The sequence below is a fragment of the Streptomyces sp. NBC_00028 genome, from assembly GCF_045041065.1.
Classification (GTDB): Bacteria; Actinomycetota; Actinomycetes; order Streptomycetales; family Streptomycetaceae; genus Streptomyces.
Genome location: NZ_CP108293.1, coordinates 2,196,971 through 2,213,194, shown reverse-complemented (window position 1 = coordinate 2,213,194; position 16,224 = coordinate 2,196,971). Strand labels below are relative to the sequence as shown.

Annotated in this window: 11 protein-coding genes; 8 read left to right on the top strand and 3 right to left on the bottom strand. The window is 68.2% G+C overall.

The window, feature by feature from the left end:
* Positions 1–192 precede the first annotated feature (192 nt).
* Entirely contained in the window at positions 193–1,383 is a 1,191-nt protein-coding gene (locus tag OG885_RS09695) for a cytochrome P450 (protein ID WP_405729088.1), read from the bottom strand.
* Between the two features lie 645 nt (positions 1,384–2,028).
* A complete protein-coding gene (locus tag OG885_RS09690) occupies positions 2,029–2,718 on the bottom strand; it encodes a GntR family transcriptional regulator (protein WP_405729085.1) in 690 nt (229 codons plus the stop codon).
* A gap of 383 nt (positions 2,719–3,101) precedes the next feature.
* On the opposite strand from OG885_RS09690, the gene OG885_RS09685 reads away from it, so the two are divergent.
* From OG885_RS09685 to OG885_RS09650, 8 genes are all read left to right on the top strand, one after another.
* Positions 3,102–3,617 (top strand): VOC family protein, encoded by a 516-nt coding sequence (locus OG885_RS09685; RefSeq protein ID WP_405729082.1) that lies wholly within the window; start codon positions 3,102–3,104, stop codon positions 3,615–3,617.
* 421 nt (positions 3,618–4,038) lie between these two features.
* Positions 4,039–4,419 carry a carboxymuconolactone decarboxylase family protein gene (locus OG885_RS09680; protein WP_405729079.1) on the top strand — a complete coding sequence of 127 codons (381 nt, stop codon included), beginning with the start codon at positions 4,039–4,041 and terminating at the stop codon, positions 4,417–4,419.
* Positions 4,420–4,507: 88 nt separating this feature from the next.
* A complete protein-coding gene (locus OG885_RS09675; protein WP_405729076.1) occupies positions 4,508–6,160 on the top strand; it encodes a bifunctional 3-(3-hydroxy-phenyl)propionate/3-hydroxycinnamic acid hydroxylase in 1,653 nt (550 codons plus the stop codon).
* A 341-nt stretch (positions 6,161–6,501) separates the two neighbouring features.
* Positions 6,502–7,362, top strand: coding sequence for a fumarylacetoacetate hydrolase family protein (locus OG885_RS09670; protein WP_405729073.1), 861 nt, complete (start codon positions 6,502–6,504; stop codon positions 7,360–7,362).
* 540 nt (positions 7,363–7,902) lie between these two features.
* Complete coding sequence (locus tag OG885_RS09665) at positions 7,903–8,754, top strand: hypothetical protein (RefSeq protein WP_405729070.1); 852 nt, start codon at positions 7,903–7,905, stop codon at positions 8,752–8,754.
* 186 nt (positions 8,755–8,940) lie between these two features.
* On the top strand, positions 8,941–9,138 hold the full coding sequence (locus OG885_RS09660) for a ferredoxin (RefSeq protein WP_405729067.1): 198 nt from the start codon (positions 8,941–8,943) through the stop codon (positions 9,136–9,138).
* On the top strand, positions 9,135–10,283 hold the full coding sequence (locus OG885_RS09655) for an NAD(P)/FAD-dependent oxidoreductase (RefSeq protein ID WP_405729064.1): 1,149 nt from the start codon (positions 9,135–9,137) through the stop codon (positions 10,281–10,283). Before OG885_RS09660 ends, OG885_RS09655 begins: the two co-directional genes overlap by 4 nt.
* 553 nt (positions 10,284–10,836) lie before the next feature.
* Positions 10,837–13,110 carry an MFS transporter gene (locus OG885_RS09650; RefSeq protein ID WP_405729061.1) on the top strand — a complete coding sequence of 758 codons (2,274 nt, stop codon included), beginning with the start codon at positions 10,837–10,839 and terminating at the stop codon, positions 13,108–13,110.
* A 649-nt stretch (positions 13,111–13,759) separates the two neighbouring features.
* Here the strand turns inward: OG885_RS09650 and OG885_RS09645 are convergent.
* Positions 13,760–15,997, bottom strand: coding sequence for an MMPL family transporter (locus OG885_RS09645; protein WP_405729058.1), 2,238 nt, complete (start codon positions 15,995–15,997; stop codon positions 13,760–13,762).
* Positions 15,998–16,224: the final 227 nt, after the last annotated feature.

Below are 16,224 nucleotides of genomic sequence, written 5' to 3'. Positions count from 1 at the left end.
AGCTTCTGCAGGGTGTTCCGGGGACCATGGGGGCGTTCGCCGTCAACAGTCCATCCGACTCGGTGGACACCGGCTCCCTGCGGTTCGTTCCCCCGGGATCATGCCGCGGCAGGGGTCGTGGCTCTCGCCCCGCGGAAGCCATGACCGCATGCCCGCCTCGCATGCCGGTCCTTGGCTCGGGAGAATCAGCGGTCAGGCGTCAGCCGTGGCGCGGGCCGGTGTGACGGTCATAGGCAGGGCGGCCAGGGCCCGGATGATGTTGTTGATCCCGCGGACGGGTTCCCCGATCTCGAAGCTCTCGACCTGGTCGGCGAGCGCGGACAGGACGGCCTGCGCTTCCAGGCGGGCGAGCCCCTGCCCGGCGCATCCGTGGACGCCGTAGCCGAACCCCAGGTGGTCGGAGGCCTCGCGGGTGATGTCGAACTCGTCGGGCCGCTCGTAATGGCGCTCATCCCGGTTGGCGCAGGCGTACATCATCATGACCCGCGCGTCCGCCGGGATCTCGAACCCGCCGACCTCGGTGGCGGTGGTGGTGACCCGGGTGAAGCTGCGGATCGGTGTCTCGAATCGGATGGCTTCGTTCACCGCCTTGGGGATCAGCGTGCGGTCGGCGCGGAGCGCGGCCCACTGGTCCGGGTGGGTCCCCAGCAGCCACAGTGCGCTGCCGATGGCGCTGATGGTGGTATCCAGTGACGGGGCGATGTAGTCGACCAGCAGGCTCGGGACGTGTCCGGGCTCTATCTCGCCGCGGGCCGCGGCGGCGAGCATCCCGGCTCCGACGCTTCCGGGCAGCAGGTCGCCAGAGTCCGCGGTCTGTATCGCGAACTCCGTCATCGCTCCGACGGCGGGCAGGCTGGCCATCGACCGCTCGTTGAACGGGCCCAGGAGGTTGAACGCGCCTGCCGCCCACTCCAGCAGGTGCTCACGACCGCTCTGCGGCCACCCCACCAGGTCGGGGACGACGGCGAGGGGAAGGGCTCGGGCGAGGTCGGCGACGCCGTCGAACGAGCGGCGACGCACCAGCTGCTCGACCACCTCGTCGGCGACGTCCTGGATGCCGGCTTTCCGCGGCCGCAACGCCCGGGGTGTCAGTTCCCCCGTGAGCACGCTGCGCAGGTGCTCGTGCAACGCGCCGTCGCTCATGAGGGTCGACACCGGCAGGCCCTCGGGGAGGTCGTCCATCGCGACGCCCCGGCCGGAGCAGAACGTTTCCGGATCGCCCAATGCGGCGCGCACCTCGGCGTAGCGCGGCAGTGCGTACATCTTGTAGGGCTCCAGCCAGACGACCGGACCGAGATCACGCAGGGCCTGGTAGTGGCCGTACGGGTCGAGCTGAGCGTCGTCGTCGAAGATGTCGGGCTGGTAGCTGGGGATCGAGTTCATGGTTGTCCTCTCCCTGGCTCGCTGCTCCTGTGCTCACGCCAATCCGGCGGTAGGGAGGGTGAGTTCATGGCGAGCCTGCTTATACTCACTTGCATGTTGCAGCGACAGCAAGGCTTGCACTCACCGCAACGAACGTCAACTGCCGGGCTGGTCACGCTTAGTGGCGGCTGCTGTGCAATCGGTGGTCGACATCGCGCATGCGCAGGTCACCGCGCTGTAGCGGTGGCGAGGGCAGCGCATGCGTGGTTGAGCATTTGGCCATTGGATCGGCGGCCCGGACCCCAGAGGCGCCTCGGTGTGCGCGCGGCAGCGGCACTTGAAGGCCGGGGCGCGGGCGGGCAGCGACAAGTTCATTACGTCGGTGCTGCCCGGCAGGCCGGGGCGGCTCTCAGGCCGCACACAGCAGTGGTGGCGAGCTGGGAAGGCGCGAGGCCGGGGTGCCCACACCGCGAGTTTCAGTCGAAAGGGTCCTTGTCGTCCCCCGGCACGCGCGGCCGGTCTCGCCCGCATGGCACTGCCGTACCGTCTGGGTTGCCCGTCTTCCGGATCTGCGCTGTCAGGAAAGGTGCCAGCTCGCCGGGACGCGGGTGGAGAGACGCATGTGGACGCCGGTGGTGGCCTTGCGGCTGGATGCCTCCGGCGGGCTCAGGACTCCGGGGGCTCGGCGCCGGCGCTGCTAGGGAGGGCGTCATCTTGGGGGTGGGGGCCGCCGATGCTGGTCTGCAGGTGGACGGTAAGCAGACGGACGGCCTCGTCGTTATCCCCCCCAAGGACTGCGTCGGCGAGCGCGCGGTGCTGGATGAGGTGCCTTACGACCATGGAATTGGCGGCGAACCGCTGGGTCTGGTCCTGCAGGACACTGCACATGCGCAGCATTTCCCTGTTGCGGCAGCGGGACAGCAGTGTCTGATGGAAACTGCGATGTGCGATGAAGCCGGTCTCGACGGAGTCGGACGTCTCCACCGCCTCCAACTCAGTGATGGCGCGACGGACCTCGTCCAGGAAGGCCGCATCGGCTTCGCGGAGCGAGGACTCCAGAGCGCGGGGCTCGAGCAGGAGGCGCAGTTCGTAGTACTCGGCGGCCTTGGCGCGGTCGAGGCCCGCCACCCGCGCACCCCGCTGGGGTGCGATCTCGACCAGCCCGTCGCCGGCCAGGCGCTGGAACGCCTCTCTGAGAGGCGTTGCCGACACGCCCCACTGGGAAGCCAGTCGTTCCGCGTGGAGTCTGGTCCCGGCCGCGAGTTGTCCGGTGAGGATGGCCGCGCGCAGCCGCGCGTCAACCCATTCAGCGCGTGTCTGTGGCGGGTCCGTCGGCCAGGTCTGGGAGGAAGGCATGGCCACATTCTTCCCCAGCCCTTCCGAAAATGGAATCTATAGATTATTGTTTAGAGGGATGGGGCTCCGCCTGTCACTTGGAGAGGTACGGGGCAGATCGACAGGCGCTCTGCGCCGTCAGTCGACGGCCCAGCGGCATGTATCGATAGAACCCGGCCCCTGCTTTCCACGGCGCACATCCGGAAGCCGGACGCTGCACCGTCGCGCGACATCGCATTCCCGCGCCGCGCGACGAACTGTTCCCGGCCTGCCTCGAGATCCCCTAGTCGTGCAACAAGCGTTTCCTGCGGCGACGACTGGACCACGGCTGACCGGCCGCAAAAGGCTCGGCTGGCCCGTTTTCACCGATGCTCACCCGTGCCGCACAATCAAGGAGGAAAGAAATGGTCGCTCCCGCCAAACTCGCGCATGTCGTACTCAAGACCGGGCGCCTGGAAGAGATGATCAACTGGTACGCGGAAGTTCTGGACGGCCGCCCTGTCTTCACGAACGAAATGCTCGGCTTCATGACCTACGACGACGAGCATCACCGGGTCGCGTTCCTCGGCGTCGGATCGTCGGTGACCCCCGGAATGGAACACACCGGGCTGGAGCATTTCGCCTTCACCTACGAAAAGCTGGGGGACCTGGTCGACAACTACAAGCGGCTCAAGGGGAAGGGAATCGAGCCGGTCTGGGTGATCAACCACGGCATGACCGTGTCGATGTACTACGCGGACCCCGACGGAAACCGCGTCGAGCTGCAGATCGACAACTTCCCCGACGCGGAGTCCACGCAGGCGTACCTGCTATCCGACGAGTTCCAGAAGAACCCCATCGGAGTGGAATTCGACCCCGATGACTTCGTCACCCGCTTCGAGGCCGGCGAGCCGGAGTCCGAACTGACTAAGCGCCCATGAACCACCTGGCGCCCGCCTCACACCACCGGCGCCGCACTAGCGGGATCGGCAACGGCGGCACAAGGCCGAACTCCACACACACCAGGGTCGCGAGACGGCGCACGTAGCGTTCGCGCATTCTCCCCCACCGGAGTGCCTGCATGCTGAAGATCAGGCCTCGCGCCGTCGGCGCCGATCGTCCAAGCCGCGGTGACAGGGGCGGCGACGGGGGACGCCGGGGCCTTCGCTGACGACATCGAGCGCGGTGCTCCGCCGGGCCGGAGGAAGAGCCAGAGCCGGGCCGCCAGTGTGGCGTTCTCTGTGTCCCTGACGTCCGGCCTAAAGCGGGGCCCCGCGGAGGCCGGTGGCCGTGATATTTGCAGCAACTCGGTGTCGCGTGCCCGGCGCGACCTTCAACGGCCGAGCAGTGAAAGAGGATCCAATGTCCGGTTCCGCTGCCGAAGCGGCTTTCCGTGAAATCATGATGGTGAAACAGTCGGGGAGTGACTTCATTCCCACGCCGCTGGATGAGGCGACGCAGAATTTCGTGTACGGCGCCGTCTGGGTGCGGCCGGGGCTGAGCCAGCGTGATCGGCGGCTGGTGACGCTGGCCTGCGTGACAGCAGCAGGTGCACCCGAGGCAATCAATGATCACGTCCGGGCCACCCTGAGCAGTGGCGATCTCACCGTGGCTGAACTGGAAGAACTCGCGCTGCACCTTGCCATATACAGCGGCTGGCCCAAAGCACGCCACCTGCAGAGCGTGATCCGGGAACAGTGGGCCGCAATTCAGCAGGAATGTGACGAGGATATCGAGCCCTGACCGCTCCGCTATTTCTGCTGACGTGCCCAAGAGTCCCGAGATCAGCGACGCGCCGTCATCCATAGTCTACTGAGCATTTGGAGCTGCGATGGAGCAGAACAATGACCACCCCGAGCCGCCGGGTGATTCCCTGGCCGAGCCGTGGGATGTGCTGGTCGTAGGAGCCGGACCGGTGGGACTGACACTCAGCCTGCTCCTGGCTCGTAACCAGCACCGAGTTCTCGTGGTGGAGCGGTGGCCGGCCCTCTACCCCCTGCCCCGGGCCGTGGGCCTCAGCAATGAGGCGCGGCGGGTGCTGAACCTGACCGGGGTCACCGAGCCACTGGAGCCACACGTGCTGTGGGAACCGGAGGGGACCAGCCTCAACTACGTCGCCCCCGATGGGGAGATCCTCTTCTCCGAGACTATGCCTGCACCTGCCAGGGCCGAGGGACCGCATGGGGGGACGTTCAACCAGCCCGATCTCGAGGCGGTGTTGGAGGCGCAGGTCGAAGCGGAGCCGAGGATCCGCCTGCTGAGGGGCCATGTGGTCACCGACCTGCAGCAGCACGACGACGGCGTCCGCGTGTGGTTCGCGCCCTCCGACGAGAACGGAGGCGCCCGGGCCGGGGCGGCCGAACTGGCATGCACCGCCGGGTTCGTCGTCGGGTGTGACGGCGCCTCGAGCACCGTTCGGGGCCTGGCGGGCATTGCCCTGGACGGCGACCTGGAGTTCTCCTCCGACTGGCTGGTGGTGGACCTCAAACCCACGGTGGAACGGGAGTGGTTCCCCTATTTCGGGCAGATCCTTGGCCCGCCGCGCCCTGTGACATCGGTGCCGGCCGGGCCGGGGCGGCGTCGTTACGAGTTCATGCTGCTGCCCGGAGAACAAAAGCAGGACATGGCCACCGACGACACCGTGTGGCGGATGCTCGCTGAGCGCGGTGTCACTCCGGCGGACGCGGAACTGGTCCGCTACGCGGCATACAGCTTCCGAGCCTGCTGGGCCCAACGATGGCGCCAGGGGCGAGTGCTGCTGGCCGGTGATGCCGCACACCTGATGCCGCCGTTCCTGGGACAGGGCATGAACTCCGGGATCCGCGACGTGGCAACCCTCGCCTGGCGCCTGGACCTGGTGCTCAGAGGGATCGTCCCGCTGGACACCCTGGACGACTACGCCGGCGAACGTATCCCGCACGTGGAACAGATGATCTCCACTGCCGTCATGATCGGCAACATTCTCTGCATGGTCGACCCTGAGGCGTGCGCAGAGCGGGACAGGGCGATCCGGGAGAACCCCGGCGACGGACCGCCGGCGATGGACTGGCGGATGGGCACCGATTCGCTCGCGGCCGGGGATGCGTACTCGGGACGACTGGGCCGTCAGGGGCTCGTGCGGGTCGGCGACCAGGAGGGCTTCTTCGACGACGTGTGCGGAATGGGCGCACACGTGCTGCTCAGCCGGAACGGGGACCCGCTGGCATCACTGTCGGCGCCGGTCCGTGAGGCATGGGAACGACTCGGGGGCATCGCCGTCCACGTCGGGCCCCACGCACCGGTGACCGACCTGGAAGGCGGGTACGCAGCCTGGTTCGACGAATGGGACCGTGACGTGATCCTGCTCCGCCCCGACTTCCACGTCTTCGGCACCGCCGGCTCACTCGACGGAGCCGATGCCCTGGTCCGCGAACTCACCCAACGTCTGCGGATGGAACTGCACGACACTGCATCCACCGGTGCCTGGCCGACGGCACGGAACTAGAGCCCGCCAGCCACTGTCCGGCGGGTCTAAGCACCGCTGGCCCTGGCCCCGCCCCTCCCGACGTCGCCAGGCCGCCACCCCCCAGCACGTCAACGGCTCCCTCGCTCTGCCGGACTGCATCCGTCACCGGACGCACCAAATCCCGCGCACCCGCGCCGATGAGGCACGCCAGCAGCCCGCCTGGTCCCCGGACAGATCCCAAACGTCCCACCCGGCACGCCATCGTCACCCAAGGCAGCCGTGCTCCAGACCCGACGAGCTGAACCACGCCGAATCCACCCCCCATCCGGCCTGCGTCGCTCGTGCGTTGCAGACGCTCTTCCCTCCGAAAGGACCTCACCATGAAACTCGCCAACCTTGACGGCCGCGCCGTCGTCGTCACGCCCGAAGGCGTCATTGACCTGAACACCGCCTCCGACGGCCGCTTCTCGACCTCGGTCGACGCCTCGGTCACCCGGATCGCCGAGATCAGCCAGTGGCTCGCCGCCACCCACCCCAAGGCGGATTCGACGACCACACTGGCCATGCTGGAAGCAGACGCCAGCCGGCTCGGTCCTCCCGTCACCGACCCCCGCCAGATCTTCGCCATCGGCCTGAACTACCGCGACCACAGCGCCGAGACGGGAGCGCCCATCCCCGACGCTCCGCTGGCGTTCACCAAGTGGCCCTCCAGCCTGGCAGGGCCCGTCGCGGACATCCCGCTGCCCACCGAGACCGTCGACTGGGAACTCGAACTCGTCGTCGTCATCGGCGAAGGCGGCCGCAACATCCCCTCCGACCAGGCCTTCGAGCATGTCGCCGGATTCTGCGTCGGCCAGGACATCTCCGAACGCACCATGCAACTGGCCGGCCGCCCCCCGCAGTTCGGCCTTGCCAAGAGCTACCAGGCCTTCAGCCCCATCGGCCCCTGGCTGACCACCCTCGACGAACTCGACAACCCCACCGACCTCGCACTGTCCTCCACCTACGACGGAGACACCATCCAGAAGGGACGCACCAGCGACCTGATCTTCGACATACCGACCCTGATCAGCTACCTGTCCAGCGTGTGCGAGCTGCGACCGGCAGACCTGATCTTCACCGGCACTCCCTCCGGCGTCGGCAACTCCTGCAAGCCGCCCCGATACATGGCCCCCGGAGGTGTGCTCCGTTCCACCATCGAAGGACTCGGCAGCCTCACGAACACCTGCACCGCTGCCTGACCAGGAGGACCGCTCAACACGCGGTGTGATTCCTGATCACCAAAGACGGGCCGATGACCACCAACCACGTGACCGGCAGCGAAACCGTCGAGCGGTGTGAGGGCGGCGCCAGCGCAGGATGTGGACAACCGGCCCACGTACGAGCGGGCAGAGGCAGCTCACGCCGATGGCGCTCAGTCGGCCAGCGGGGGCGGGCAGTTCCAGTAGCCGACCAGGCGGCTGTTGCAGTCCGTCCCCGGGGCAGGAAGACCAACAGCCCTCCCTGGCGATGACATCCACGATGTCATCGAGCGTCTCCCACAGATCACCGAGACGCTGGCCAGCTGGCCCAAGAAGCCGCACCTCGACTACCCGGGCGCCCGTGTTCGCGATACTCGCCGACCGAGCAGGGCCCGACGACGGACTGCGCGAAAGGGCCGACGATGCGGACCGCGGCGGCGTACCCGGAGACGTCCCGGCCGAGATCCTCGTCGCCTCGGGCGTCGCAGACGCCCCGCATCGACGCCGAGACCGCCACGTCACCCTCTTTTGGAGTGCGCCATGACCGCCGACTCTGACTCATCCCGCCACGCTGTCCCCACCGGTCCGGCAGCCGAGCCGCCTCCCGTCCTGCCGGCGCTACCCAGCGGACTATCGGGACGTCTTGTGGTTCCGATCGTTCTGAACTGGGCTGGCGCGGTCTTGGTGATCAGCGCCGTACTGGGCGGAAAGCTGGAGGCTTACCTCACGCGGGATCTGCCCACCTCCCAGGGCGGCCTGTACATCACGGTCTTTGCTCTCACGGGCGTGCTGGGCCTCCCCCTTGCCATGAGGGCCAGTCACCTTCATGGCACTAAGAGGGTTCTCGGCGTCGTCTGCGGTTTCGGGATCCTCGGCAACACGATCACCGTGCTGGCGCCGACTTTCACGGTAGCGGTGATCGGGCACGCAATCGCCGGCCTGTACACGGCGGTCGGCCCCCTCGCGCTGTTCGCCACACGTGCCTGCTTTCCCCGCAGGAAGTTCCCACTCGTGCTGGCCAGCGTTCTCGCAACCATCGGCCTCTTCGTGGTTGCCACGAACGCGGTGGCGGGGCCAGTACTCGAGGCGATCGGCTGGCGAGGCAGCGTGGGATGCCTCATCGTCCTCACCGCCGCAGCCCTGCTGTTGCTCAGGGCCCTGCCCAACACCCCTGCGCGGTCTGTCAACCTCAAAGACCTGGCCGTGCCCAGCCGCCTGCTCGACGCCACCGCCCCACTGCTGGTGACGTTCGGGCTCGTCAAGGGAAGCGCCTGGGGTTGGACCTCGCCCGAAGTTCTCGGTGCGGTCGGTGCCGGCGCAGCGCTGGGGGTGCTCCTGGCAATGCGCGCTCGTTCACTCAAGCGCCGTTCCGCAGTGGTGAACGCCGATTGATGCACCCACCGCGATGTGCTGGTGTGCTCCGACCCCGAAGCCTTCGACACCCATCGAGCCGACGGGCACTTCCCAATGGAGTCTGAACAACCTCATCCACCGCTACGAGCGCCTCCCGATCGCGCTCATCCCAGCCCAGACGAGGGCCGGTTCCTCCGGCCAGAACCCCTGCTGAAGGACAGCAACATGAAGATCTCCGTCGACTACGCCCGCTGCGAGGGCCACGGCATGTGCGCGGACCAGGCCCCCCTCCTGTTCAGCCTGGACGAGGACGCCGAACTGACCTACCACTTCGACGGTGCCGACGTGCCCGACGAACACCAGCCCGCGGCCCGGGCAGCCGTCAACGCGTGTCCCGTCGCCGCGCTGCGGGTGCCGTCATGACAGCGCGTTCGGTGCTCATCGTCGGTGAGTCGCTCGCCGGCACCACCGCCGCACGCGAACTGCGGGCCCTGGGTCACACCGGCCCGCTCACGATCATCGGCGCCGAACCACACGGCGCCTACTCCCGCCCACCGCTGTCCAAAGCCGTCCTGAAGGAACCCAGTGCCGACGATGTCCTGGCTCTGGGCCTCGACGGACTCGACATCGACATTGTCCGCTCGGCCGCCACCGCGGCCGACACCGTCCGCCGCAGCGTCACCACCGCCGACGGACGCGAGTTCCGCTACGACGCACTCATCATCGCCACCGGCGCCGAGGCCCGCCGCATCGCTGCACCCGGTCGACGCGGCGAACTCGTCCTGCGCACACTCGACGACGCCCGCGTGCTGCGCCGCCGCCTGGAAACCGCGACCTCCGCGATCGTGGTCGGCGCGGGATTCCTGGGCATGGAGGTGGCCAGCGCGTGCGCCGCCCGCGGCATCCCCGTCACCGTCCTGGACGTCGACCGGCCACTGGAGCGCATCCTCGGCGGCTACGTCTCCGCCGCCATCACCGCACACGCCGAGGCATACGGCATCCGCTGCAAGCAGACACCCGGCTTCGTCACACCGGCCGGCAATCCCATGCACGGCGTGACCCTGCCCGACGGCACCACCATCACCGCAGACCTCGTGGTGACCTGTGCGGGAGAGACACCCTGCACTCACTGGCTGGCGGATACAGGCCTGGACGACCCGATGGGCGTCGGCATCGACCACACCTGCGCCACCGCGGTGCCCGGTGTGTTCGCCGCTGGCGACGTCACCTACTTCCGCGCCGACGACAGCGGACCGGAACGGCGCGCGCCGTTCTGGTCCAATGCGATCGCCCAGGGCAAGGTCGCCGCCGCTTCCGCCCTCGGCCTTCCGCCCGCCGGGGCGCCGTACGACGACTACTTCTGGACCGAAGTCGCCGGACTCGCCCTCAAAGTCGTCGGCCCTCTGCCGCCCACCGGCGAACCCACCACCGTGCAGGGCAGCGTGGAGAACGGGCGCGCCCTGCTCACCTGGAAACACCCCGACGGCCGTTCGACCGTCATCGCATACGGCATGCGCAAATCCGTCACCGCACTGCGTGCCCTGGCCCAACCCATTTCCACGCCGTGAGGGCATCATGCCCTGTCCGGGACGGATCGCCTTCCATACGGCCCGCATCCAGCGCGCCCACTCGACGCCTGTCACACAGCGAAACGCCATAGCGGGCCTTCGACGGTGCCCCTGTTGCTGTCGTGCTGTACTGCCGCGCGGTGCGTGGCCCACAGGCACCTCCACAGCGGACGTTCTGCGCCGCTGCTGCCGACCAGCCGCAAAGGGGCGTCGTGCCGCGCGCACCGTCGCTGCTCGCACGCGGGTTCGCGTGCCGACGAGAATCCGTCACCCGAAGACGGCGGCCCGCAGCGCGCTGATCTGCCGGAGAACCCGGTGGCCAAGGCCGGAACGTGCCCCGCACCGCGGCGAGATGACACCGGCCGAGGCCGCCATCGCCTCAGAGGGCCGCGTCTGATCGCCCGGACGGGCCCCCGCTCCAGCAGGTATCGGCCGCCTTGACGCCGACGTCACGTGTTCCGACGCGCCGATTGAACCTCGCCTTCCTGCCGGTGCGGACCCACTACCGAGCCATCCAACCCATGAAGGGGAGGTTCCCACCTTGTCATCCACCGTGGCCGACACAATCCGGACCGGACCGACCGGCCAGACCCCCGCGCAACCGAAGCACCGATGGTGGGCACTAGTCGTGATCGGCCTCGCCCAGCTCATGGTGATGCTCGACGCCTCGATCGTGAGCATCGCGCTGCCGTCCGCCCAAAACTCCCTGGGGTTCGACAACACCGGGCGGCAGTGGATCGTCACCGCCTACTCTCTGGCCTTCGGCAGTCTGCTGCTCCTGGGCGGTCGGCTCGCCGACCTCTTCGGCCGCAAGACGACCTTCATCATCGGCATCGCCGGCTTCGCCGCCGCCTCGGCCGTCGGCGGCGCGGCCAACGGCTTCACCATGCTGGTCGTTGCCCGCGCCGTGCAGGGCCTGTTCGCCGCTCTGCTCGCACCGGCGGCGCTCTCCCTGCTCACCACGACATTCACCGACACCAAGGAACGCGCCAGGGCGTTCGGCATCTTCGGCGCCATCTCGTCTTCCGGCGGCGCCCTGGGCCTGGTCCTCGGCGGCCTGCTCACCGAGTACCTGAACTGGCGCTGGACGATGTACGTCAACGACGCCATCGCGGTCCCCGCGCTCATCGGTGCGGTCCTCTTCATCCCCCGCTCGATTCCGGCCCAGCGGCCTCAGCTGGACATCCCCGGAGTGGTTCTGGTCTCCAGCGGCCTGTTCGGCATCGTCTACGGCTTCGCCAACGCGGAAACCCACGACTGGGACAACTGGATGACCTGGGGGTTCCTCGCCGCAGGCAGCGTCCTGCTGCTGGCGTTCTTCCTCTGGCAGACCCGGGCGAAGCACCCTGTGCTGCCCGTGCGCATCCTGGTCGACCGCGATCGCGCCGCCTCACTGTCGGCCCTGCTTATCTCGTCGGCCGGCATGTTCGGCGTCCTCCTCTTCCTCACCTACTACCTACAGTCCACGCTGGGCTACTCCCCGGTGAAGAGCGGCGTGGCCTTCCTCCCCTTGGTAGGTGCACTGATGGTGGGGTCACAGCTGGCAACCAACTGGCTGGTTCCGAAGCTTGGCCCCAAGGTGGTCGTGCCCTGCGGCGCAGTGCTGGCCACCGGCGGTTTGGTCTGGCTGACCCGCCTCGATCTGCACAGTGGCTACGCGGGCCACGTGTTGCCGCCCATTCTTCTGGTGGGCGGAGGTATCGGCCTGCTCATGACCACATCGATGAGCCGGGCCACCCTCGGTGTGCGGGCGGACGACCAGGGTGTGGCGTCAGCAGCCGTCAACACCACTCAGCAGGTGGGCGGTGCGATCGGCACCGCCCTGCTCAACACACTGGCCGCCAGCGCCGTCACCGACTACACGAAGGACCACCTAACCGACCCGTTGGTCCAGGAAAAGGCGGCGCTGCACAGCTACGCGGTCACCTACTGGTGGGCCGCGGGCTTCTTCGCCGTCGCCTTGATCATCACAGTAGTGATGTTCCGCAGCAAGAAGAGCTCGACCGCGCCCGTGGAGGGCCCCCGGGCCACGCCGTTGGCCACCGGTGCCGTCGGCACGGGCGGGGACGATGCGTCGGCCATCCACGGACGGGTGTGCGACGGAGTCGGCAATCCAGCACCCCACACCGCGATTACCGTGCTGGACACGGCTGGCCGTCAGCTGGCGCGCACCACCTCCCGGGAGGACGGCTCGTACGCGGTGGACACCGCCGAGCGCGGCACACTGGTTCTCGTCGGCTCGGCGCCCGATCATCAACCACGGGCCGTCACTCTGGTGCTGAACGAGACGCCCGTCTCCCACGACCTCGTGATCCTCCGGAGCACGGGCGGCCTGGCCGGTACCGTGTGCGGCGGGGACGGCGAGGCCTTGTCCGACGTCCCAGTGCAGGCTACCGACCGGCGTGGAGAGGTGACGGCCTCCACCACCAGCGGAAACGACGGCAGTTACCGGATCAGCGACCTGCTGCCCGGCCACTACACACTCAGCGCCAGCGCGCCCGGCCACCTCCCGGCCACCGTGCCGGCAAGCGTCCGCGCCGAGGACACCCCCGGCGAAGTTCGGCTCTTCGTCGCGGCGACTCTGCGGGGGAGGGTTCACTCCCAGGACGGCCGAACTCCGGACAACGCCCGGGTCACCCTGATCGATGCCGCCGGAGACGTCGTCGCGACACGCACCACCAGCGCTGACGGGAGCTACTCCTTCACCGGCCTGTCCATCCAGCAGTACACCCTGATCACCAGCGGCAATCCGCCGGTTGCCACACCGGTAACGCTGAACGGCAGCCATGACGGCGTCGACATACTGCTGAGCCGCAAGGAACCGTAGACGCCGGTCCGGCGACAAGCCGACGCTTCCACAGCCGTCCTGAACAAAGGCCGCTTCATCCGGGCAACGATCCCCGGACGAAGCGGCCTTTGCCCATGTATCGGATGTCTCCAGCCGCGACAACGACTGTGCTCTACCGGTACGCGTCGAGGCGCGGAACGCCAGCGCGCCGCGTGGCACTTGGGTGCTGCACCAAAAGCAGCGATCAACGACCACCGAAGGCGACGCGGAGGCGGCACACGCTGAACCGCTCAGGCTCTCCCCATGGGCCCGCGGCCGCGACGGCGCAGCCGACCAAGGCATCGCGCTCGGCGACGCGTCAGCACCCTGCGCCGGGCGAACACACCGGCGTGGACGAAACATTGGTCCCTGCAGACGTCCGTCCCGCACGAACCCACCCGGCGCCGCTCCTTCATCGCGAGGGCATCGGGCAGACAGCGTCCGCCGCCCGGGAGGCTCCGGACGGCGGACCTGAACGTCACCCTCTGCTGTCAGGCGAGAGGCGGAAGTCGATCACCCTGGAAGTCTTGAACGTCGAGTTCCACGCAGAGGGCGGTGCCGCTGCCGGCCGATGGCGGCTCACAGTGAAGTCCGCACGCCCAGTGCAACGGGCCTCGCCCGCAGGGGCCTGGCCCCTGCGGGCGCCTGACTACCGCTGCAACTGGGACTCGATCAGCGGAACCTGCGCGTCCTCGTTGTAGGCCTCTTCGTCGGCCTGCTTACGCAGCCCCTCGCCCTCCACGTCCACGCGGGGCAGAGCGCGGTCCAGCCACTTCGGCAGCCACCAGGCGTACTTGCCCAGCAGGGCCAAGACGGCCGGCACGATGGCCATGCGGACGACGAACGCATCGAAGAGGACCGCGATCGCCAGACCGAAACCGATCATCTTGATCATGGACGTGCTGGAGCTGATGAAACCGGCAAAGACGGAGATCATGATGATCGCGGCGGCGGTGACGACACGTCCGCTGTGCCGGAAGCCGGTCACCACGGCCTGCTCGGGATTCTCTCCGTGGACGTAGGCCTCGCGCATCCGGGTCACGAGGAACACCTCGTAGTCCATCGCCAGGCCGAAGACCACACCGATCATGAAGATCGGCACCATCGACATGATCGGGCTGGTCTGCTCGACGCCGATCAGATCTGCCAGCCAGCCCCACTGGAAGACCGCAACCATGGCGCCCAGCGCCGCCAGCACGGACAGGAGGAACCCGAGGGCTGCCTTCAGCGGGACCAGGATCGAGCGGAAGACCACCATCAGCAGGAGGAAGGCGAGGCCGACCACCAGCGCCAGGTAGGGGATCATCGCGTCGGTCAGCTTCTGCGAGAAGTCGATGTTCAGCGCCGTCGTGCCGGTGACCAGTACCCGCGCGTCCGTCTCGGCCTTGATGCCGTCGGCCTTGTCACGGATGGCCTGGACCAGGTCCTCGGTCTGTGTTGAGGACGGCTTGGATGCGGGAATGACGATGACCGTCGCCGTGTCGCCGGCCTTGTTGAACACCGCCGGGCTGACCGTCTTGACGTCCTTGAGGTTCTTGATCTCGTCGGTCACCGTGGTGGCGGCCGCCTTCGGGTCACCGCTGTCCTTCGTGTCGACGACGACCATCAACGGGCCGTTGAAGCCAGGACCGAAGCCTTCCGAGAGGAGGTCGTAGGCTTGGCGCTGCGTGGTGGACGCGGGCTTCGTGCCGTCGTCGCCCAGCCCGAGTTCCAGCTGGGTCGCGGGGAGGGCGACCGTGCCCAGTGCGGTCACGCCCAGCATCAGCACGGCGACGGGATGGCCAACGACGAAGGTGGCCCAGCGGGTACCTATGGTGGGCTTGCCGTCGGCCTGCGTCTGCGCCTTCCTCACGCTGGACCGCTTGCTTTTCGTGCCGGCCGGCTGGATCTTCCGGCCCGCGTAGCCGATCAGCGCCGGGATCATCGTCAGGGCGATCAATACCGCGATCGCGACCGTGCATGCTGCCGCGACGCCCATCTTGGTCAGGAGCGGAACGTCGACGACCGAGAGGCCGGCGAGCGCGATCACGACAGTCAGTCCGGCGAAGACCACTGCCGAGCCTGCCGTACCCGTGGCCCGGCCGACCGCGTCCTCGCGTTCGCGGCCCTCGGCCAGTTCCGTCCGGTAGCGGGAGAGAAGGAAGAGGGCGTAGTCGATGCCGACGGCGAGGCCGAGCATCATGGCCAGGATGGAGGTGGTGTCGCCCAGGTCGAGCGCGTTGGCGAGGGTCGTGATGCCCGCGACGCCGATACCCACTCCGATGAGTGCAGTCAGCAGGGGCAGCCCGGCCGCGATGAGCGAGCCCAGCGTGACGACGAGGACGACCGCGGCGACGGCGACACCGAGGATCTCGCCGATACCCGACTCGGGCGCCGTGTCGAGGGCGTCACCTCCGATCTCGACGCTCACCCCGGTGTGCCGGGACTCCTCCACCGTCTTCTCCAGGAAGTCCTTGGTGGAGTCCTTCAGCTCCTTGGCCGGGGCGGTGTACTTCACCTGCGCGTAGACGATCGTCCCGTCCTTGCTCACCGCGTTCTGCTGCGTGAAGGGGTCGGTGACGGACGCGACCTCTGCGCCGCCGCCGAGTTCCTTGACGGTCTCTTCGACGAGCGCCTTGTTGTCGCTGTCCGTCATCTTCTCGCCTGCGGGAGCCTTGAAGACGATGTTGGCGCTGCCTCCGTCCGCACTCGAGCCGGGTGAGCGCTGCTCCAGTAGGTCGTAGGCCTTCTGGGCCTCGACGCCGGGGATCGAGAAGGACGATGAGCCGGCGGCGGGTGCGTTGACAGCCGCGACGCAGACGGCCGCCAGCAGCGCCGCCCAGAACAGGGCGATGAAGTGGCGTCGTCGGAAGGCGAATCGGCCGAGTTTGTAAAGGATGGTGGCCACGGGACATGCTCCGGGTCGGTCGTAGGGGTTGTTCAGGGCAGGGGCGATCGGCCCGACGACGTGGGTGTTCACGTCGGGCACGGCTGTGGGGCTACGGGCGGGGACTGGAGAAGGGACGGGACCGGACGCCGGGGGCGGGGAGGACCACGGCGCGATGCGGGGATTCAGGAAGCCTTATACCGGTGGCCGGCGTCGGCCTGGTCGCGGTCGGCAATGAACCTGCGGAG